Annotated in this window: 16 protein-coding genes; 2 read left to right on the top strand and 14 right to left on the bottom strand. The window is 37.5% G+C overall.

Translation table 11 applies throughout. The features are described 5' to 3' along the window. The first annotated feature begins 288 nt into the window (after positions 1-288). The gene (locus J2S08_RS06240) at positions 289-582 is read left to right on the top strand and encodes an alpha/beta hydrolase family protein (RefSeq protein ID WP_307227736.1); all 294 of its coding nucleotides are present in this window, start codon (positions 289-291) and stop codon (positions 580-582) included. A gap of 72 nt (positions 583-654) precedes the next feature. On the opposite strand, the gene J2S08_RS06235 is transcribed toward J2S08_RS06240, so the two are convergent. Both J2S08_RS06235 and abc-f read right to left on the bottom strand, forming a co-directional pair. Next, the gene (locus J2S08_RS06235; RefSeq protein WP_307227734.1) at positions 655-810 is read right to left on the bottom strand and encodes a hypothetical protein; all 156 of its coding nucleotides are present in this window, start codon (positions 808-810) and stop codon (positions 655-657) included. A gap of 377 nt (positions 811-1,187) precedes the next feature. Continuing rightward, positions 1,188-3,014: a ribosomal protection-like ABC-F family protein gene (abc-f, locus tag J2S08_RS06230; protein ID WP_307227732.1), complete on the bottom strand. Its 1,827-nt coding sequence runs from the start codon at positions 3,012-3,014 to the stop codon at positions 1,188-1,190. A gap of 498 nt (positions 3,015-3,512) precedes the next feature. Between abc-f and J2S08_RS06225 the strand changes: the two genes are divergently transcribed. Further along, the gene (locus tag J2S08_RS06225; protein ID WP_307227730.1) at positions 3,513-4,142 is read left to right on the top strand and encodes a metal-dependent hydrolase; all 630 of its coding nucleotides are present in this window, start codon (positions 3,513-3,515) and stop codon (positions 4,140-4,142) included. A gap of 814 nt (positions 4,143-4,956) precedes the next feature. Here J2S08_RS06225 and J2S08_RS06220 read toward each other — a convergent pair. The 12 genes from J2S08_RS06220 to J2S08_RS06165 form a co-directional block, all read right to left on the bottom strand. Next, positions 4,957-6,639: a PucR family transcriptional regulator gene (locus J2S08_RS06220; RefSeq protein ID WP_307227728.1), complete on the bottom strand. Its 1,683-nt coding sequence runs from the start codon at positions 6,637-6,639 to the stop codon at positions 4,957-4,959. 714 nt (positions 6,640-7,353) lie between these two features. Further along, positions 7,354-8,307, bottom strand: coding sequence for a 2-hydroxyacid dehydrogenase family protein (locus tag J2S08_RS06215; RefSeq protein ID WP_307227726.1), 954 nt, complete (start codon positions 8,305-8,307; stop codon positions 7,354-7,356). 14 nt (positions 8,308-8,321) lie between these two features. Beyond that, positions 8,322-9,272 carry a carbamate kinase gene (arcC, locus tag J2S08_RS06210; RefSeq protein ID WP_307227724.1) on the bottom strand — a complete coding sequence of 317 codons (951 nt, stop codon included), beginning with the start codon at positions 9,270-9,272 and terminating at the stop codon, positions 8,322-8,324. Between the two features lie 15 nt (positions 9,273-9,287). Further along, the gene (locus J2S08_RS06205) at positions 9,288-10,175 is read right to left on the bottom strand and encodes an oxamate carbamoyltransferase subunit AllH family protein (RefSeq protein WP_307227722.1); all 888 of its coding nucleotides are present in this window, start codon (positions 10,173-10,175) and stop codon (positions 9,288-9,290) included. Further along, a complete protein-coding gene (locus tag J2S08_RS06200) occupies positions 10,176-11,441 on the bottom strand; it encodes a YlbE family protein (protein WP_307227720.1) in 1,266 nt (421 codons plus the stop codon). A 26-nt stretch (positions 11,442-11,467) separates the two neighbouring features. Continuing rightward, entirely contained in the window at positions 11,468-13,237 is a 1,770-nt protein-coding gene (gene fdrA / locus J2S08_RS06195; protein WP_307227718.1) for an acyl-CoA synthetase FdrA, read from the bottom strand. Positions 13,238-13,269: 32 nt separating this feature from the next. Continuing rightward, a complete protein-coding gene (allD, locus tag J2S08_RS06190; protein WP_307227717.1) occupies positions 13,270-14,319 on the bottom strand; it encodes an ureidoglycolate dehydrogenase in 1,050 nt (349 codons plus the stop codon). Positions 14,320-14,468: 149 nt separating this feature from the next. After that, on the bottom strand, positions 14,469-15,518 hold the full coding sequence (gene allD, locus J2S08_RS06185) for an ureidoglycolate dehydrogenase (protein ID WP_307227715.1): 1,050 nt from the start codon (positions 15,516-15,518) through the stop codon (positions 14,469-14,471). 108 nt (positions 15,519-15,626) lie between these two features. After that, complete coding sequence (allE, locus tag J2S08_RS06180) at positions 15,627-16,388, bottom strand: (S)-ureidoglycine aminohydrolase (RefSeq protein ID WP_307227713.1); 762 nt, start codon at positions 16,386-16,388, stop codon at positions 15,627-15,629. A gap of 51 nt (positions 16,389-16,439) precedes the next feature. Continuing rightward, positions 16,440-17,675 carry an MFS transporter gene (locus J2S08_RS06175; RefSeq protein WP_307227961.1) on the bottom strand — a complete coding sequence of 412 codons (1,236 nt, stop codon included), beginning with the start codon at positions 17,673-17,675 and terminating at the stop codon, positions 16,440-16,442. A gap of 51 nt (positions 17,676-17,726) precedes the next feature. Next, positions 17,727-18,959 carry an allantoate deiminase gene (gene allC, locus J2S08_RS06170; protein ID WP_307227711.1) on the bottom strand — a complete coding sequence of 411 codons (1,233 nt, stop codon included), beginning with the start codon at positions 18,957-18,959 and terminating at the stop codon, positions 17,727-17,729. 1,181 nt (positions 18,960-20,140) lie between these two features. After that, complete coding sequence (locus J2S08_RS06165) at positions 20,141-21,214, bottom strand: branched-chain amino acid aminotransferase (RefSeq protein WP_307227709.1); 1,074 nt, start codon at positions 21,212-21,214, stop codon at positions 20,141-20,143. Between the last annotated feature and the right edge of the window lie 63 nt (positions 21,215-21,277).

Genomic DNA, 21,277 nt, shown 5'->3' with positions numbered 1-21,277 from the left:
TGCTTACAAATCCCTCTGAATCGGAAGAAAATCCAAGTTCCTTACAATATTCAGCTACCATAGGTTTGCATTCTTCCCAGGAAAGGAGCTGTTCTCTGTAATCAGCGAAATTCTCTGATCCTTTTACACAAAGGTCCCCCGTTTTCAATTCATCGGCAAGATAAGAGAAAATGCAGATTTCAAGGTGTTTTCGATAAATTATATTTTTTTCCATTAAAGCAAGGCAAGCAAGTACAAACAGTAAGTGCCGAACTGCAAAGCATATTCCGTCCATCTGTTCAATCATATATGATTTCTTGGATAAAATATAATCCAACTGAACAATTGAACAAACTTGATTGCCCGGTTTTAATTGTAAACGGCACTCGAGATATTCAAGTGCCAGTTACTGATGCAGAAGTTTTGCATAAGGCGAAAAAGGATTCTAAATTGCTCATTGTTGAGAAAATGAATCATGTTTTGAAAGAGGCACCCGAAGAGCGGGAAGGCAATATCGCAGCTTATACAAATCCTGATCTTCCGATAACACAAGGCTTAATCGATGGCATTCTTGACTTCTTCAAAGAATCTGACATTCTGTAAAATAAATAAATAATTAAGATCCTCTTTATGGGGGCTCATCCTCCATAAAGTTTGTTTTAGTTACATTTCTAATTAATCCTCTGGTGTTCTATCTATAAAAAGTCGAGTTACTTCTGTGGAATCGCCTTGTTCAATTTCCTTTTTAGTTGCTTTCTTTTCTAGAGGATCGTAAGTATTCATGCCAGGTGCTACTGTCGGTTCATTTCTTTTTAAATTTTTATTATCCATATTTATCAAGCTCCTTGTTTTAGTATTTATGATTCCAAAAGATAAAAATTGTATTCAAGGATTGTTTTTAAAGAGAAAAAGAACGAGCTCATATTTCAAGATGATGAAAAGGGAAGGGATTTTATCTATCAAGCTGAACAAGACGAAGTGTTTGTTCTTATATCAATGAACGGGAATATGAAAGGTGTATCGTAGTGTGGAATAAGTTCATAAAGATGTTTTTTGATACATTTTCGACATGTACGTGAATCTAACTATAAATCAGTAATATCTGTTATTGATGATTTGTTTAACAAAACTAAAAAGACTAAACTTGTCTTATGTTAGCAAGTTTAGTCTTCACATTATTAGTTTACATAATGTTATTATTGTAACTGTTATTCGTCCTGTATTTTATCTAATTGTGCAAGCTGGTCTTTCAGTATTTTGATTTGACTAAGATATGCTGTTTTTTCTTGTTGTTGATCTGGCATTTCTTCTGTTAGAAGCTGTGTAAGCTTTAAAGAAAGTCGACTTCTTTCATTTTCAACTTGTTGTAAGGAATTCGATATGTGCTGATAGTTCTTCCATTCCTTGTAAGAACCAATATAATCAGATAGTTCTCTGTTTTTAATAGAGATAACACGGTTGGAAACCTTTGACAGCAAATATGGATCATGAGAAACGATGATAGCCGCTCCTGGATATAAGCATAGCGCCTCTTCTATTCGCTCTCTTGTTTCAATATCTAAATAATTTGTCGGCTCATCCAAAACAAGTAGGTTTGCTTCTGAAAAATAGAGCTTTACAAATGCAACACGGCATTTTTCTCCCATACTTAATTCCTTGATTTTCTTAAACACATCTTGTCGTTTGAATAAAAAACAAGCTAATATTGTTCGTACTTCAGATTGAGGCATGGAGGATGCTGCCATTATTTGCTCTAGGACTGTCTTTTCTTGATCTAAATCTTCAAGCTCCTGCCTAAAATAACCAATTTTTAAAGCTGGATGGCTGATGATCTCTCCTTTCGTTGCTTGAAGTTCCCCAGCTATAAGCTTTAACAATGTCGTTTTTCCTGAACCATTATTCCCGACAACAGCGATCCGATCACCACGCTGGATGTTAAATGACACATTGTTAAACAAAGGTGCATGATTGCGATAAGCAAATGACATTTGTGAAACGGACAACATCTTGCGGCTAGAAAAACGCTCTGATTCTAAATTTACGTTTATTTTTTCTTCTTCTTTAGGTTTTTCGATACTGTTATGTTCCAAACGTTCGAGCGCTTTTTCCTTCGCCTTTAATCGAGTTATATGCTTATTTGCTTTCTTTTTAGCAAAAGGATTACGTTCCCCTGCTGCATGATGAGATCGCTGAAACCATTGTCGATATTGCATGATCGCTTCTTTCAGTTTTTTACGCTCTTGCTCCTGCTTTTGATATTGTGACAGCTGTGTTTGGAGTGCTAATTCCTTTTGTTTTACATATTGTTTATAACCGCCAGCATACTTGTTCAATCCATCTTTAGTAAATTCATATGTGATTTCTGCCACTTCATCAATAAGAGCACGCTCATGAGAAATGAATAAAATGGTTCCTCTAAAAGTTTTTAACCACTTTGCAAGCCAATCCATCGTCTCCATATCTAGGTGATTGGTAGGTTCATCCAAGACTAGTAACTTTGGATTTTTAGTCATTACTCGTGCTAGCTTTGCTCTTGTTTTTTGACCACCGCTAATGTGTTGATAGGGCAAACCCCATATTTCATTGGGCAGTCCTACTTGCTGTAGTTGTCGTTCAACTTTGGCCTCCCATTCATAGCCATTTAACTCGATATATTGTTGAAGTTTTAACGTATATTGTTCTGCCGACTTTATATCAGTTTTTAGTTGCAGCTTCTGTTCCATGCTTAATAACGTTCGTTTCAACTCATAGAGATGCGGATCTTCTAGTTCAATAAACGCTCGAACCGTAACTGGAAGCTGATCTTTAGCATCTTGCTCCATCCATCCTATCTCTTCTTTGTTTACATGTTTATTCATATATCCTTTTATGATTGGCAGCTGACCAAGCAAACATTTTATAAATGTTGTCTTGCCAATGCCATTTTTTCCGATTAGCGCAATGCGCTGTCCTTCACGAATTTCTATTGCTGCATTTTCAAAGAGAATGTGCCCATTTAACTCGACACTTATATTTTCGGCTTTTAATAATAACAATTTGACTCTCTCCATCCTGTCATTTAATAAAAAATGAAAAAAACACAGGCGGCTCCCTGTGTTCAAAAATGATGGATTCAAATAAGCATGAAGAAACATCTGACTCAAACAGCAGACAAACGCTTCCTCATAAATTCCGTTCATGATATATATGCAGTATCAAAAATAGACACACTGATCCCATCACTCTGACATCAAGCAGAGCCGCTTTTTCGTATTAAAATCATGCGCGAAAAAACGTTAATGTGTCCATAGCGTCTAAATTTGATACCTCCTTTATTAGTTACCCACAGTATAATATGCATGGATGGAATAATCAAGTAATATTTTCTCTCTTCTCTTATAAGTCATTTTTCCTATTGTTTTATTCTTCTCACTTTAGTTAAAAAATTTCGCTACCAAACATTTGATCGTATTGGTATACTAGATAGGTAGCAATATTACGTTTGATACTTGTTTAATTATAATAAAAGTAGATGATAGAAAAGGAAGTTGTATATGAATGGAAAAACGCATGTCACTGTTGGTGGATTAGTAGGTTTAGGAATTTCGAATTATGTAGGAGCCGATGTTCCCACAATGATTTCTTTTACATTGTTAGGAGGCTTTGTCGGCTTAGTTCCGGACCTGGATGTCAATGGGACGTTGGCGAATAAAATAACATTGAATAAAAAAACAGTGCAAGCGATGCTTGGATTCATCGGTCTGTTTATTATTTTTTATAGTTTTTTCTATGAAAATGGAATGGAACAATGGATAGGTGCTAGTATTGGTATTGTTTTGTTTATTGTTCCCTCCCTTATCGTAAAGCAAAAAACGATGCTGCTTTTAACTGGCATTGCTGTTTTACTTGCGGGAATTTTTTGCGATGAACTTTGGCTTATTCTGTTTGGAATTTATATAGCAGTTGCCTCCCTTTTGCCTCATCGGTCACTTACTCACTCGATGATTGGTCTGGCATATTTCTGTACGATTGGGTATTTATTAGAGCAAAAGCTGCAAATAGAAGGCATTCTTCTTGTCTGTGGTGCTAGCTATACAAGCCATTTAATCCTAGATATGAAATGGATTCCAATGAATCGAAAGGGTGTTAAACTGTTTCAGCCTTTTTCTAAATTCGAGCTGTAAGATATTTATTTTAAAACGCATGATTGTGCTAATAGACGAGCTATAGCCTCATTTACGTAATTGGCGAGAAGTCACCCCACCTCTTAGATGGGGTGATGAATCGTCTTTTAATTTCTTTTTTCAACTAACCGGCAATTTAGTTTTAAAAAAGAATGGTGGGATTTTTTGCAATAGTTATTTTATTAGTGTTTTTGTTTGACTTTGCAAAATTGCGAAGTTAAACAAAAACAATCATTGAACAGAATGAAAAGATTATCTCTCTATTGGAAGAAATTAAAATTAAATGACCATCGTTATTAAAGCAACGAGTAGCGTTACATAATTTTTTGAAAAAACAGAGATCAGATCAAATAGTTAGATGTAACTTAAATAAAAACTCAACACCCTATGTATATACAAGAACCGTAAATAGCCTCAGGTATAGAAGAGCCCCCCCTAATTGTAAAAAATACGCAATCAAGTATGCTTTGTTTCTAGGAGAATTCCCACTTATATGCGAAGCATAAGTGGGAAGTTCACTGTTTTCGGTCGGTTAGCTTACTTAAACTCGCGAGAAATCATTGGTGGGATTCTACCCCACCTAATTTTTTGAGGCAGGGGATCAATCCCTTAGTATGTAAAGAATGAAGAAGAAAAGGAACAGCTTTGCATTATTGAATATGAAAAACTCAATAGGTAAATAATTACCCCTTTTTAAAAATTTATATCTCTTTACTTAGTGAAAATCGACTGTTCAAACGAACTACTTGGAAATACACAGTTTTTGCATTCGTTTCAGTTGGCTGTCCTACCAAAAAGATAATCTTTTCTTTATTTATTCTTCTTGATTTTGCACTAATATCAAGATTTTAAGCCCTACTTGGACAGACAGCATTTCTTCAGAATCATCAAAATCCATTCCAGTAATCTCTTTTATTCGTTCGATTCGATAAATGACCGTCTTATAATGGACGAATAATTCTTGAGCTGTTTTTGTAGTATTTTGATGATGATTTAAAAACGTTTGTAGGGTTAATAACAGATCATCCCGATTTGGTTGATTATAATCAACTAGTTTTTGCAAAGAGGGAGGAATGAATCGATTTAGCTCTTCTTGATTTTCAAATTGACATAATAATCGAAAGATGCCTAAGTCTGAAAAGGCGACGATGGACGAGTCTCCTTGAATTATTTGCCCTAGCTGCAAAGCGTCTTGCGCTTCTTTATAGCTTTTAGGCAATTCCAAAATAAAGGGAGCAGGATTTCCGATGCCAACTTGTATCGAAGTAGTAGGGTCCTGTTTCTTCATCGTAATTTGAATATTTTTCGCTATATTTTTTATGTCTTGAAGCCATTGCAAATGATTATTTTTATCCTCTTCTACATTCCAAAGTACAATCATTTCATCACTTCTATTTCGTATAATCGTATTTGGAATAAATTGCTGAATCGTTTCATATAACAAATTGTTTTGCCAATTATTAAGTCCGTAGGGCGGCTGCTGTGCTTCTTCCTGTTGTTGAAGCGATAAACGCTGGACAAAATCGCCTAAATGAAAAAGAACGACAGCATAAGATTTTTGCAAGTCCCAGCCAATTAAATTAGCACGTTGATAAGCTGTCTGAAGCGAATCAATTTTACCCATAATCAAATCATCGATTAAATCTTTTTCAAACTTCCTTTCTGCTTCAGCCACAGCATATTGCTTCACAAGCTCAAGCGATAAAGCAGTGGCGGCATTCTCAATCGCAATAAAATCAAGAGACGTTAGTGGTTTTCCCACCTCAGTGATAACTAAATGAATCTTAATTTGCTGAATCGTTTCTACTTGCATCACCACTTGGTCATAAATGTCATCGGATAATTCAGGTAATATCACTTTTTGATGATAATAATCAAACTTTGTTTTTGTATTATCTTTTGGAGGCTCCTCTTGATACAACGTGTAAAAATGAACGATATGAGGATTAGTAGCTGACATACATCTAAAATTGCGATCATATACAGCAACAGGATTTCCAACTAGCTCTGAAAGTGTCGCAATGATTTTATCAGCTCCTTCATTTGCTAATGAATGGATGATAAAACGATCATGCGCTTCCCTAAAGTATTTTAAAGCGGTTTCTTGCTGGCTGAATAGCTTCTGCATAACAGGATACATAATTTCAATATATGGGAGATCTTTAGGAATTTGAATAATTGGTAAATGATACTGTTCACTGGCACGAACCATACACTCTGGGATATTTTTAACAAAGCGTTCCGTCTTTATAATTAGCGCACTTACCTCTTTTTTAGCTAGTTGTTTGATAAAATTTACTTGTTCAGTTTCATTAAATGAACGCATCGGATAGAGGCTGCTCAATAATAATTCGCCCCCGCTAATCCAATCGGCTATATCTGGAGCCTCAATAATTGTTACTCCCTTTATTGATTGCTCAATACCACCTTTTCCACTAATAAGTGTTGCTTGGTTAAATGGTTTTAAGTGAAATAAATCTTTTACTTTAAATTCCATTTTATCACTCCAAAAAAATCTTCTCTCTTTTACTATAATGGATAGTTATAACGTTTTTAATCATATACTTCTCACAAAAATGGTACAATTCAACTCTTATCCCATATCTAACTGGCAGTAAAACCCCCACCTCGGGGAGTAAGAGAAATCAGAAGCGCTAGGTGGGGAAACTGAAAGTCAAATGTCCGATTGGTTGTGCCGACAGGATAAGGAAAGCTTCGGAAGCGATACATCGCACGCAGAAAAGCGATTTCCTTTTCGAGGACGCCTGAGATCTTAGCCTTTGTTCTACTTCTTTTCAGTGGGGATGAGAGAAAACCCCACTGATGGAAGTTTCACTTTATTGTGGAAAGGAACAACCTGCGAAAATGCTACAGGGGGGCACACTTGATTTTCATTTATTCTCCATTTCTTAATGCTATTTTCATTTAATAAATAATGAACAAATCAAAAGGGAGCAATTACCTCAGAATAGTAATTGCTCCGGAGTATTTTTCTGCTTTTCGCTTATATTCTGCGGAAATACTCCATCTGCAAGGAGGATAGAGATACATCCTTTTTTTATAGCATGAAACATTATGTACGATCATAAATTTTGGCCACCATGTTAGGCAGCCTGAGTCTACCATACAGGTTCTTCACTCTAAACAATCATTTTTTTCAAGAAAAGGAGTTTTAAAGGGCTAGATAGATTAGATGCTTAAAATCAATTTGTTAGTAAATCGGATTTAAAGGTTGCTCTCCATTTAATACCGAAATAATATTTTTTGCCGCTATTTCTCCCATTGCATCACGTGTTTCGATAGTTGCATTTCCTATATGAGGAGTAATGACAACTTCTTTCATTAACTTAAGCTCTTCTGTTATGAGAGGTTCAAATTCATAGACATCAAGTGCAGCTCCACGAATTTCTTTTTTCTTTATCGCATTTATTAGCGCTTTTTCATCCACTATGGGACCGCGGGCAGCATTGACAAGGATCGCATTTGGTTTCATTTGCTGGAAGGCTTCTTGTGAAAATAAATGATGAACCTCTCTTTTATAAGGCAGATGAAGAGAGATGACATCAGATGTTTGCAACAGCTCATCCATCCTTACATAAGTCGCATCATATTTTTGTTCGATATTGATTGGTTTCTGACTTGGTCCTGTGTATATAATGTTCATGCCAAACGCTTTTGCGCGGCGCGCCACTGCTTGTCCTATATTCCCAAGCCCCACAATGCCTAATGTCTTTCCATATAGTTCGGTCCCTAAAAAGAAGAGCGGCGCCCAACCTTTAAATTCTTTTGTTCGACTAAATTGGTCGCCCTCTACAATTCGACGTGCAGCAGCTATCATAAGACCGATGGAAAGCTCCGCGGTAGCTTCTGTAGAAACACCTGGTGTATTTGTGACAATGATCCCATGTTTCTTGGCAGCCTCTACATCAATGTTGTCAAAGCCGGCACCAAAGTTTGCAATGATTTTTACATTTTTTGCTTGCTCTATTACCTTCTTCGATAAAGGGGTAGATAATGGACAAAGGATGGCATCTACATCTCTAACACTTTCCATTAGCTCTTCTTCTGTTATCACACCATCTTCACTATATTCGAAAATATTAAAGTCTTGAAGAAATTTTTTTGTAGACTCTGGTACTCGACCTGCGATAAAAATTTTTGCCATCATTGTTTGCTCCTCTACGAATGAATGGTCTCTTTAGAGGCAATGCGTGTTCCCGCTTTTCCTTCTAACGCAAGACAAGCATCCTCCAATGAACAGATAATTGCTGTTTTTCCTGTTTCGGCAAATTGAATAGCTGCTTCCATTTTTGGACCCATGCTGCCAGCAGAGAAATGTCCCTCTTCCATGTATTGCTTTGCTTCTCCGAGCTCTACAAATTCCAATACCTTTTGATTTGGCTGACCGTAATGTAAATAAACATTACTAACATCTGTTAGAATCATAAAAACATCTGCATCTACTTCTTGTGCCAATTTTAAACCAGATCGGTCTTTATCGATAACAGCTTCAATTCCTTTAATCTCACCAGCATCTGTTTGGATAACGGGGATGCCGCCTCCGCCTGAAGCAATCACAACTGCACCGTTTTCCGTTAATGATTTGATCGTTTCTGATCCAAGAATTGTCTGAGGTTGTGGAGATGGCACTACTCTACGATAGCCGCGGCCTGCATCCTCTTCCACAACCCATCCTTTTTCGGATGCGAGTCTTCTTGCCTCTTCTTCAGAATAAAAGACACCGATTGGTTTAGTAGGATGTTGAAAAGCTTCATCATCTTCGGAGACAACTGTTTGGGTTAACATACTAACAACAGATTTCTCTAATCCAAGCTTATTCAATTCATTTTTTAAAGATTGATCCATCATGTATCCAATAAAGCCTTGTGATTCTGCACTACAAACATCCAATGGAAAAGGAGGAACGATATTTTTCGCTTCTTCATTTTGCCGGAGAATATTGCCAACCTGCGGTCCGTTACCATGTGTAACAACGACTTGATGACCATCACGAATGATTTGTGCAATGTAAGCACAGCTTTTGCGAACATTTTCTAATTGATTCTCAAATGTAGCTTTTTGTTTCGGCTTTAATATAGCATTGCCGCCTAAAGCGATCACAACTTTCATCTAAAAAACCTCCCTTTATTTCATTAATGCCAAACACATACCAATAGCCGTATCAACTCCTGAAGTATGTCCAGTTTGAAGAAGCTTTTCTATTAAAAAATCAACATTTCCTATATTACTTCGAGAAAATACGTACAAAATATCAGTAATTGTGTCACTAAATTGCCCTTTCAGTGCATATTGCAAATAGGTTTTGCTAACATCTGTTGTAAGCTGGCTATGATAAACTAATTGTTTCAATTTATTAATAAATGTGGAAGTAACGCGGCCAGTAAGTGCATGAATAGCCAAAATACCGATCAGCATGTCATCTCCCGTTGGGGTAAGACCTTTGCCTCTTCCAATAAAAAAACGAAGAATCTCTTCAATAGCTGCCGGATCGTTAGAATCTAGTTTTTCCTGAAGCTTATACATCTTTCGAACGATCTCAAATGATGAATCACTTTGTTTATATTCACGTAATAGAAAACGAGCTAAATCCATATCAAAACCATTTTGTTTTCCACTTTTTATGATCGAAGTAAAAAATGATCGTACATGCCAGAGAGATTGGCGTTGGTCCATAAATCCTATAGGTATTGGATTTGAAAAAATTTGTGCTGACTTTAAGATGATTTCACAACCAGATGATTGAAAATATAGTGTTTCATTTTCACTTTGAAAATGAACAAGTTCATTTCGTTGAACGATCCTCATCATTTGCTGTACTTGATCCACACTGAAATGTATTCCAAATGGCAGACGTCCGTTTTTAACACTTCCAATAAAAACTAAATGATCGCCAAAACGAAGGTTGCAGCCATTTTGAAACACACTATGCACACGCCCTGTACGACATTGATGAAGGATGGGGGGAATTGCGGCAGCATATTCCTCCCCATATATTTTTTGATGAATATTCATTTAAGAATCTAGTAAACCTAGCTTTTGTGCATAGGCTTCAAGGGCTTTTTCAAAACACTCGATAGGTGCACGGACAGTACCTGCACCAATTTGTCCAACACCAGGCTCTTTGTGGGCAATACCTGTATTAATGACAGGGGTAATTCCTGTTTCAACTACTTTTCGTGCATCAATTCCTAAACAGATGCCTTGAAAGTCCCAAGTTGGTACGGAGAAGTTAGGGTTTTGATCAATACAAATTTCACTCATTTCGTTGCTGGTAGCCAGTGCATCTTCAAAGCCTCCTGCTCCTACAAAACGCGTCACTCCAGGTGCAGCAATCATTGCCATTCCTCCAACACCATAAGCTTCTGTAATAGCACTGTCACCAATATCAGGGTTAGCATCCTCTTGACAATACCCTGTAAAGAATAGTCCTTGCGGTGTATTTACAGGAGCTGTAAACCATTGATCTCCCATCCCGCTAATACGGATGCCGAAATCTTTGCCGTTTCGGGACATAGCTGTAACAACTGTACCTTCTTGTAATTTTCTTGCACCATCTAACACTGTCTTGGCTGTGGCCATCATGATGTTTAAGAAAAATTGATCTGTATCAGCTAAGAATTTAATGACATCTCGGCGGTCTTTTTCATCAATATTCAAATCAACAATATATGGGCTAATTTCCTTTAAGAAGATAAGTGATGCAGCGATGTTGCGCTGATGGAATTCATCTCCCATTGTGATCGCTTTAGCAATCATAACATTTAGGTTCAGCCCATCTTCTGTTGACCGAAGTGCTTGACCTAACACAGGACCTAACACATTTTTCATCCATGTTAAACGGTCAATGACTTCTTGAGAGTACGCACCGAAACGAAGCACCTTGCCAATTCCTTCGTTCATAATACAATAGCCTCTGTTTCCTTCTGAACGATTTTCCACTACGAAAACAGGCATGTTGCCTGATGTAATTCCACCCATTGGCCCTACAGCATTTACATGATGACAAGGAATAAAGGTAATTTCACCATTGCTTAGCATGCGGCGTGCTTCATCTTCTGTTTGCGCCCAACCTTCAAATAATGCAGCTCCTACACAAGAGCCTTGCATTGGACCTGTCATCTCATCCCAAGTAATTGGCGGACCTGCATGAAGAAGAACTTTTCCCTCTAATTCAGGGATCACGGATTTAGCTGGAACGGCATCTACTAAAAATGGTGCAGACCCTACGATTTTATCTATGACGGCACGATTTGCTTCATCAATTGTTTTATATTGCATAAGATGAACCTCCTAAGGTTTGTGTTCTATTTAGCTTCATAAGAATTCAACAGCTTTAGAATCTTTTGCATACGCTCATTTCCACCTGCAACAGGACGCCAATCAAATTGTACAACACGTGTACCAAAGGTCGTGAAGGTATCAGAAAATTTCTTTAATCCTACGTTGATCACTATTGGTTTTTCACTTAATAAACGTTGAACAGCTTCAGACGAAACATGTGAAGCATCATCTTCTTTACTTGATACATCAACCTGATGATGCTGTTTTTGTATATCCTCTATATTTAGACCGGTCATTTTTATTGCTGTACGTACTGCTTGATTATTGCTATCACGGACAATAATTCCTGCATTTTCAAGAATTTGCTTTTGTTCACGGTAATTTTGAGGATCTTGATCCGTTCCACAAACGGTTGCAACAAAATAAACGCGGCGGCCTTCTTTCTCCGCTGCCTCTCGCGCCTTTACAATAGCAGGCACCAATTGATTTGCCATGTCTTCATGTGAACCGTATCCTAAAACAACATCAAAAAGTACAATTGCGGTAGTTGGATCTTGCACCGCATGATGGATAAATTGAATACGCGTATCTGGATCAATCATCGGATGCGGCTTCCCTTGTGTGTACATGTCATCTCCTAAATCAACTACTTCATGACCGTCTGCTTTTAACATATAGCCCTCTTCTTTGATTAATCCATCTTTTAGTTGAAGTGCATCGGAAATCAGCATAGCCGCTTCTGATGCAAGAGATCCACCAGAATACAATCCTTTAATAGAAGTTTGGCTATCTTTTAAATCAACTTGTGGAACTTCCATTTGAAGAGCGTTATAATCAGCCCTCACTTCTTTTTGGTTTGCCAAGTCAACTGCAATGCGGGCAGTTTCTTCTAATGTATATGCATGATACACATTTCCTTCATGTTTTTCTGGCTTTTCACCTAAAAAGATAGCTACAACAGGTTTAGATACATGCTGAAGAAGCTGAACTACTTGATTCCGTACCTCTTTAGCAGGCGGTTTAGAAATGATCGCAATCACTTCTGTTTGAGGATGATGTTCTAACCCAAGAATCCCATCCATCATCGTAATAGCACCAATTTTTTCTGATAGGTCTCGTCCACCTGTTCCGATTGCATGCGACACGCCACCGCCTAAACGGTCAATGATGGTAGATACTTCTTGAATACCTGTTCCAGATGCACCAACCATACCAATATTTCCTGTATTAACAACATTCGCAAATGCCATTGGAATACCGGAAAGAATACCAGTTCCACAATCTGGACCCATGACCAATAATCCTTTATCATGTGCTTTTTTCTTTAAACGAAGCTCTTCTTCAAGTGGCACATTGTCACTAAAGATAAAAGCGTGCAAACCTTGATCCAAAGCTTGGTCAGCTTCAGAGGCCGCATATTTCCCTGGTACTGAGATTAAGGCAATATTTGCATCAGGAGCTGCTTTCATCGCTTTATCCCATGTACGAACTGTTTCATATCCTTTGTCATTATTACTGATGGATTGATTTTTTAGAAAAGAGTCAATTTCATCAAGTATCTCCTGTACTTTACTTTCATCTTCTGTATTAACAACGATACACATGTCATTTGCACTTGCGTTCGCAAGTTCTTCTGTAAACAACCCGGAATTTTTAAAGATATCTTTATTGGCTTCAGTACCCATCATGATTGACACTTTTTGAATACCTTCCATTGTAGATAACTTATTTGTTAAAAGCATCAGGTTTACAGAATCTTGATATGCATTTTTCTTAATGATTGTGTATAGCATGTATATCACCTCTTTTTATTTTTTATGTTCTATTACTTGGCAAATGGATCTTTTTGATCGTAACGATTAAAATGAATGTCTTTAGAAACAAGATATTGATATACATCATCGACAATATCAATGCCATTTTCCTCATTTTTCTTCTGGCGAATGCTGCTTCGTTGTCCTGGATAATAAACGCGATCATATCCTGGAGCAGGTTTTATCTCATTCAAATCTGTCATTGTTTGAGAAATATTCGCCTTAAATGTAGTTAAATCAGTAAAAAATGCAGGATTAATGACAATATGAAGCTGACCTAAATTACGTCCTTCCGTTAAATCGTGATACATAGAACTCACCTTTCCTCCAAACGGAAGCCCGAGTAGAATGCCTGATAGAATATCGACCATCATCATAAGACCATAGCCTTTTGGACCGGCAATCGGCAACAGGGCATTTACTTTAAATGGATCTGTTGTTGCTTCTCCATTTTGGTCTACCGCCCATGTAGGAGGAATCTTTTCACGTTTAGAACGAGCATGTAAAATTTTTCCCCATGCTTGAACAGTTGTTGCCATATCGAAAATAATGGCTTCCCCATTTTCTGCAGGGGCAGCAAAAGCAATCGGATTTGTCCCGTAATAAGGCTCTGCGCCACCGAAAGGTACAACCATAGGATCTGACTGACATACAGAGATTCCAATCATTTCTTGTTGAGCAGCTTGCTGAACAAAGTAGGAAAGAGCGCCGCTATGGGAAATACGTTTTACACCAACGAATCCTATTCCATGTTCTTTTGCCATTTGGATCGCCTCATCCATTGCAAGCTTTGCTGCAACGTGCCCAGCTCCATTGTCGCCGTCAAAAATAGCTGTGTTGGATCCTGTTTTTTCAAAATGGAATTGGGGGTTTGTATTCATTCCGCCCTTCGCAATTCGTTCGGCATAATATTCCACACGCATCGCTCCGTGTGAATGAACGCCTCGTACATCCGCATGAACGAGTACGTCGGCTACGCCTTCAGCATGCTCTTCCGATAAGCCAGCTTTATTTAATTTTTTCTTTATTAATTCTTTCAATGTTTCTTTTGAAATATTCACTTACTCACCTCTTTATAAGGAAATTCTTTTATCTCACATATAAGTGGCAGTATACCCCCACCTTAATAGTTAGAGGAATCAGAAGCGCTAGGTAGGGATAACTGCCTGAAAATGATAAGGTCACCTACACAGATGGAAGTGTCACTTTATTACTTTGCAAATGGACTTTTATGATTATATTGATTGTTGTGGATGACATCAGATACTAAGTAATCATAGATTTCATCTACAATTTCGATACCGTTTACTTCGTTTTCTTTTTCAATCAAATCATAATTTTGACCGGGATAAAGCACGCGATCAAATCCGGGAGCAGGCTTCATTCCATTTAAATCCTGCATTGTTTTCGTAATATTTGCTTTAAATTGGTTGGCATCCGTAAAAAATGCAGGATTAATAACGATATGAAGCTGGCCTAAATTACGTCCTTCTGACAAATTGTGATACATTGAACTTACACGGTTGCCGAAAGGAAGACCTAATAGTACACCGGATAAAATATCAACCATCATCATAAGTCCGTACCCTTTAGGACCAGCAATCGGGAGCAGCGCATTTACTTTGAATGGATCCGTTGTCGGCTCCCCATTTTGATCTACTGCCCATGTATCTGGAATTGCCTCATGTTTAGAGCGAGCATGCAATATTTTCCCCCATGCTTGTACTGTTGTCGCCATATCAAATGTAATCATCTCTTCATTTTCTGCAGGAGCGGCAAAAGCAATTGGATTCGTTCCATAATAAGGCTCTGCGCCGCCAAAAGGGACAACCATTGGATCTGATTGACAAACACTTATCCCGATCATTCCTGCTTTTGCAGCTTGTTGAACAAAATAAGAAAGGGCTCCGCTATGAGCGATACGGCGTACACCTATAATTGCTACGCCATTTTCTTTTGCCATTGAGATGGCTCTGTCCATTCCAAGCTTCGCAGCTACATGGCCAGAACCGTTATCTCCATCAAAGACTCCTGACGCTGTTCCTGTTTTTTCAAATGTAAAAGTAGGATTCGTATTAATGCCTCCCTTAGCAATGCGTTCCGCATAATACTCCACACGCATCGCTCCATGAGAGTGAACACCTCGTACATCTGCATGAACGAGTACATCCGCTACGATTCCCGCATGTTCTTCTGTTAGTCCTGCTCGATGAAGCTTTGTCTGAATCAATTCGTGAAGCTTTTCTTTTGTTACTTTCACAATGAACACCTCTTATCATTTAATCAGGACAATGGAGCTGATCCAATCATTAAAACGTATGGATCAGTCCCTCTTTTATTTGATTCTTTCGCTTTTCAACAGTATTACTTATAGTTTGGCATCACGATTGCAATCTTTAGAATAGACATAAGAAAAAGGTTCACGACCTGATGCATAAGTTGCTTGTGGCACATAAGCTCCCATATATAAGTAATCTCCTTTTTTAATTGGAACCCATTCATTGTCAAGATTATAAACACCTAATCCTGACAACATATACGCACCATGTTCTTGATAATGAGTTTCGATGAATGGATGGCACCCGCCAGGCTCAAAGGATAAAATATGGAAGTTCATATCAAAAGCAATATCCGTTGGTAATAGATCTTTTATATGGACATTAGCCATGTCATCATATTCAACCCACTCCAAATCATTTACATTTTGAGACACAACCCATGGTGCATGTCCTTCTAATGGCTGATGTTTTTGTTTGTAAAGAAATAAACGAGTATCTTCTTTTTGTAAATTTTCAAGATACATTTTTTCTCCTGGAGGACAGTATAAATAGCCGCCTTCTTCCAACGTAAAGGATTCTTTTGAAGTGGATGCTTTTACTTTTCCCTCTATGCAATAAACAAACGTTTGGACACCTTCTTCTCCGTACCCTTTTTCGTTTTTTCCACCTTCATGCATTGTGACAATATAATCAACAAAATGTGCTCCTAATCTTGGTGAAGCAAGAATAGAGATAGTACATTCTTCAAATCCTGGTATAACGTTATTTACTAATCCTTCTTGTGGAATGAGAGCGTAATTACCCCTTTTTATAATGGAACGGCTTGTAAGTAAATCTTTTGGATAACCCATGATTGTACAGCTCCTTTTTCATTTGTTCATTGTTTTTATAAATGAATATTACTAGGCGGTTGCAGATGTCTTGTTTGGTTTCTTCATATTAACAAGCAGCATAATAATGGTTCCAACTACGATGATTACAGCTGCTAAGTAAAATCCTAGAACCTTACTGCCTGTTATGTCAGAAATGAGACCTGTTGCAAAAGGTGCAACAACAGAGGACATCATGCCGAAGAAATTAAACACACCAAATGTCGTACTGTAACCTTGTTTCGGCGCATTATCTGCCATATATGAAATTAATATTGGCTCAACGGCCAATTTGCCTAATAATCCATAAAAAATGAGAGATATAATTAAAAGTGTTGTGGTGTTAACAGCAACTGTTAAATAAAGAGTTAAAGCTGCTAAAAGTTCAAGAATGATAATAAATGTCACTTTTTTATGCATAAATTTATCAGACAAACGACTGAACAGTAATGCCCCTGGAATAGCACTGAACGCTACTAATGAAGAGGCAAATCCAATAGCCGATCCTTGAAATCCACGTTCTTCTTGTAAGAAAGTTGGCAGCCAAGTGACGATCATGTAGTAGCCATAACAAGTCGCAAAATATAATGCATAGGAAGCGAGCATTTTTGGGTTGCCAAAAAGCTTCTTCATGGACGGCTTATCTTCTAGATCATTTGCTGCTTCCTTTTCTGTTGCCACTGTTTCAAATGGATTTTCCTTAATGTTTTTTGCAAACACAAGCACCATCAAAAACACTAGAGCTGCAGTGATAAAAAGCAGAATTCTCCAATCCCAGCCAGCATCTTTTACTAAGAAGCTAGATCCGATCAAACCAATTCCCATCCCGATCGCTGAACCACTATTAATAATAGCCGTTGATATACCACGCTTATCTTTTGGGATCGCTTGTGAAGAGATAGAATATGCTGGTCCATAATACGTTCCTTGCCCCATACCAGTGATAAAGCTAGCTACTAAGATCATTGTTAAATTTGGGGAAAACCCCACTAAAATTGCACCAATCGTAAATAGAATAAAACCAGGAATTAGCACTTTTTTTCGTCCAAATTTATCAGCCATAATCCCTGATGGAATTTGCATCATTGTATAAGCAAAGAAGAAAGTACTAAAAATCAATCCCATTTTCGCATCTGATGTAACACCCAAATCACTTTGGATTTCTGGTAATATAGGATTTAGAATCGTACGATAAATCCAAATTACCGTCCAACCAAGACAGAGCATAACAATAACTTTTTTCCAGTAGGCAAATTTTTCGTTATTCATTTCTCCGCTCACGTTGTTTCCTCCCAGCTGCTTATTTTTTATGAATCCATGTTATTCTTTATAAGCCAATTCATATAACGCATTTGTAAGAGCACGTACTCCTTCTGCAAGGTCTTCAGGGCTTGTATTTTCCTTTGGATTATGACTAATACCCTTTATGCTTGGGACAAAAAGCATGGCAGTTGGAACATGAGGAGCAAAGATTTGTGAATCGTGGCCCGCTCCACTATGCATTAAACGATAATTCAACCCATGTTCTTTACATTGTTTTTCAAGTATTTCAACAACATGCTTGTCCATCGGGACAGGGTCTTCATCCATCCACAAATCAATGTTGATCTCAACTTCCATTTCTGCAGCTATTTTTTTCATTTCTGCTACAATTTCTTCTGTAAATTTCACAATAATGTCTTTTTCAGTATGACGGACATCTAAAGTAAACAATGTGTGTCCTGGAACCACATTGACTGTATTTGGATTAGGTTCAACCTTTCCAACAGTTGCTACTAATGGATCCCCGTATTGTTTGGCCCGCTCCATAATCATTACGACAATTTTGCTTAATGTATGGACGGTATCTTTTCGGTAATGCATAGGAGTAGTACCTGCATGATTTGCTTCACCGTTTAATTGAATGGTGAAACGTCGTTGTCCTACAATGCTATGAACAACTCCTACTGATTTTTTTTCTTTTTCTAGTACACTGCCTTGTTCAATATGGATTTCTACAAACGTTTTCAAGTCGTCTCTTAATGGTTTGGATTCATCTCTATAACCAAATCCTGCATCATTCATTGCTTTTTCAAATGGCACACCGTTAAAATCCGCTATCGCTTGAACATCCTCTTTTTTAGCTATACCAAATATATTTTTGCTGCCCCAAAATGTATAGGGAAAGCGGCTGCCTTCTTCTTCCGCTAATGAAACAATTTCAAGATTTCGAAGGGGCTGGCCATATTGTTCTTTTAAATAACGGACGGCTAACAGTGCTGCAATAATGCCATATTGACCATCCAATGTTCCGCCATTTACGACTGTGTCGACATGAGAACCCGACATGATGGTTTCATTTTTATATTTGCTTCCTTCTAAACGGCCAAATAAGTTTCCTATTTCATCATACGTTGTGGTTAGTCCATCTTTTTCCATTAATGCTTTTAAACCTTCTTGTGCTTCTTTCCACTCTTTTGTATAGAGCAAACGAGAAACTCCACCTTGGGGATCTTTTCCAAAGCTACTTAACCAATCAACCAGTGCAATAACATCTTTTTTTATCTCAACCATTTTATCTATCCTTCCTAAAAAGATGGTGAAGTTATGAAGTTTAAACAATTGTCCATTTTTGCATGCTAAATGGCTTGCAATACTTATTGTAAACGCTTAATAGACGTGCAGTCATCGTGAGATTTGGATAAAGTTTTTCAAAGCCTATTATCCAAAATAGACAACAATTGTGTCATACTATATTAAATAGTGTGTAGGAATAAAGATTTATCCTACATCTAAATAGCAGTAAGACCCCTACCTCAAGTGTAAGAGGAATTAGAAGCGCTAGGTGGGGGATAACTGAAAGTCAAATGTAATTGGTTCGGGCCTACGGGACGTAGGTCACTCAAGCGTTGCGACAGGACAAGGAAAGCTTCGACAGTAACACATCGCACGCTGAAAAAGGACGTCGCGTATTTAGCTTGAGATCCTTTGGTATGGGGGATAAGAGAAAGCCCCCTCTGATGGAAGTTTCTTTATTTCGAATGTGTTCAAAAAAAACGAACTAGGATTAGTAGTGCTGGCAAAGGTGTTGGAAGGCACTATTATTTTTTTTGTGAAAATGACCGATGTACCAATTTTCCCTTCTTTCTTTAAGTTTTTAATGGAGAGTAAATTTTTCCTAAATCTCTTAATTATGATTCGTAATAATTGAAATTTTATACAGTTGAGAGATGCTATACTTGCTTGGAAGGTAAAGCGGATAAAGTGAAACATTGATAGGGCATTTGATCTCAAGATAATAACGCAAAGTGCTTGAACAGTTGGATTTTCAATTTGTAGTTATCCGCTTATTTTCTCCTAATTATTTGCGAGGGTCTTGACTTGGCCGTGAGATGAAGAATAAATGTGGCCTTAATTCAGGATACGATTTTTCCTTCTGCATAACTTAATTCTAATTTAAGAAAAAGATGTAATGTTTTGAAAAGGCTACTTGAATCTCGGGGTATCGAACTTAAGGAAATACATCACCACAGGACAACATCTGAAAACGGAGATGGGAATTTTAGGAGATATTATGATCAGGAAAAAAATGGTTTCTTTATAGTAGCCTGTATCGTTACATAAGCTCAATCATACATATATGAAGAATGTCTAAGCAGCTTAGAGGTCAGAAATTGAAACAGCCTGAGTCCCTATAATGATGAACTCAAGCTGTATATTTAATGTTAGTGTATTCCTTTTATCGTTTACATCTCTTACTGAACTTTCACAACCCAACCAAATGGATCTGGCTCTGTTCCATATTGAATGCCAGTGAGCGTGTCATATAATTTTTTTGATAGTTCGCCAGTTTTGCCATTATTGATGACAAGCTCTTCACCATGCCAGATGAATTCGCCAATTGGGGAAATAATAGCAGCCGTCCCGGTTCCAAATGCTTCTTCTAACTGTCCATTTTTATAAGCTTGATAGATTTCATCCATTGAAATCTTACGTTCTACAACAGGCAAGTTCCAGTGTTTTAAAAGCTGAATGATAGAATTTCTTGTTACCCCTTCTAGAATGCTTCCATTTAAAGCAGGTGTGACAATTTCTCCATTTATTTTGAAAAAGACGTTCATACTGCCGACTTCTTCAATGTATTTTTTTTCGATGCCGTCAAGCCAAAGTACTTGTGAATAGCCTTTTTCTTCTGCTACTTCTTGTGCTTTTAAACTAGCAGCGTAATTGCCTGCAGTTTTTGCTGTTCCAGTTCCTCCTGTCACTGCACGAACATATTCATTTTCGACAAGAATTTTTACAGGGTGGATCCCCTCTTTATAATAAGAACCTACAGGTGATAGAATAATCAAAAATTGATAATGTTTAGAAGCTGTTACTCCAAGGTACGGCTCTGTTGCAATGATAAATGGACGAATATAAAGCGATGTACCTGGTGCTGATGGAATCCAATCCTTGTCAATTATAATTAATTGTTTTAATGCTTCTAATGCAAATTCCTCATCTAATTGCGGCATACATAGCCGATCGCTTGAACGATTTAATCGCTGCATATTTTTTTCGGGTCTAAAAAGATGCACCTCTCCAGCTTTTGTCACATATGCTTTTAATCCTTCAAAAACAGTTTGTCCATAATGAAAAATAATCGCTGCTGGATCTAAAGAGAGTGGTTGAAAAGGTACGATTCTTGGATCGTGCCACCCTTTTCCTTCTATGTAATCCATCATAAACATGTGATCTGTGAATATTTTTCCGAATCCAAGCTGATCGGATTGGGGTTTTTGTTTTTTTGACTCACTGAGGTTAATTTTGATTGTCTGATCTGCCATTGCTACATTCTCCTTCGTGTTCATTTTAACTAATTACATATGATATGATAGCAAAACTTTTGT

The sequence above is a fragment of the Bacillus chungangensis genome, assembly GCF_030812995.1.
GTDB lineage: Bacteria > Bacillota > Bacilli > Bacillales > Bacillaceae_C > Bacillus_CF > Bacillus_CF chungangensis.
This window is presented reverse-complemented; position numbering and strand designations above follow the sequence as displayed.

What these genes read in the sequence shown, in the direction of transcription:
- J2S08_RS06240 (WP_307227736.1), top strand. Translation starts at nt 289, where the DNA reads ATGATTTCTTGGATAAAATATAATCCAACTGAACAATTGAACAAACTT.
- J2S08_RS06235 (WP_307227734.1), bottom strand. Translation starts at nt 810, where the DNA reads ATGGATAATAAAAATTTAAAAAGAAATGAACCGACAGTAGCACCTGGC.
- J2S08_RS06225 (WP_307227730.1), top strand. Translation starts at nt 3,513, where the DNA reads ATGAATGGAAAAACGCATGTCACTGTTGGTGGATTAGTAGGTTTAGGA.
- J2S08_RS06220 (WP_307227728.1), bottom strand. Translation starts at nt 6,639, where the DNA reads ATGGAATTTAAAGTAAAAGATTTATTTCACTTAAAACCATTTAACCAA.
- J2S08_RS06215 (WP_307227726.1), bottom strand. Translation starts at nt 8,307, where the DNA reads ATGGCAAAAATTTTTATCGCAGGTCGAGTACCAGAGTCTACAAAAAAA.
- arcC (WP_307227724.1), bottom strand. Translation starts at nt 9,272, where the DNA reads ATGAAAGTTGTGATCGCTTTAGGCGGCAATGCTATATTAAAGCCGAAA.
- J2S08_RS06205 (WP_307227722.1), bottom strand. Translation starts at nt 10,175, where the DNA reads ATGAATATTCATCAAAAAATATATGGGGAGGAATATGCTGCCGCAATT.
- J2S08_RS06200 (WP_307227720.1), bottom strand. Translation starts at nt 11,441, where the DNA reads ATGCAATATAAAACAATTGATGAAGCAAATCGTGCCGTCATAGATAAA.
- fdrA (WP_307227718.1), bottom strand. Translation starts at nt 13,237, where the DNA reads ATGCTATACACAATCATTAAGAAAAATGCATATCAAGATTCTGTAAAC.
- allE (WP_307227713.1), bottom strand. Translation starts at nt 16,388, where the DNA reads ATGGGTTATCCAAAAGATTTACTTACAAGCCGTTCCATTATAAAAAGG.
- J2S08_RS06175 (WP_307227961.1), bottom strand. Translation starts at nt 17,675, where the DNA reads ATGAATAACGAAAAATTTGCCTACTGGAAAAAAGTTATTGTTATGCTC.
- allC (WP_307227711.1), bottom strand. Translation starts at nt 18,959, where the DNA reads ATGGTTGAGATAAAAAAAGATGTTATTGCACTGGTTGATTGGTTAAGT.
- J2S08_RS06165 (WP_307227709.1), bottom strand. Translation starts at nt 21,214, where the DNA reads ATGGCAGATCAGACAATCAAAATTAACCTCAGTGAGTCAAAAAAACAA.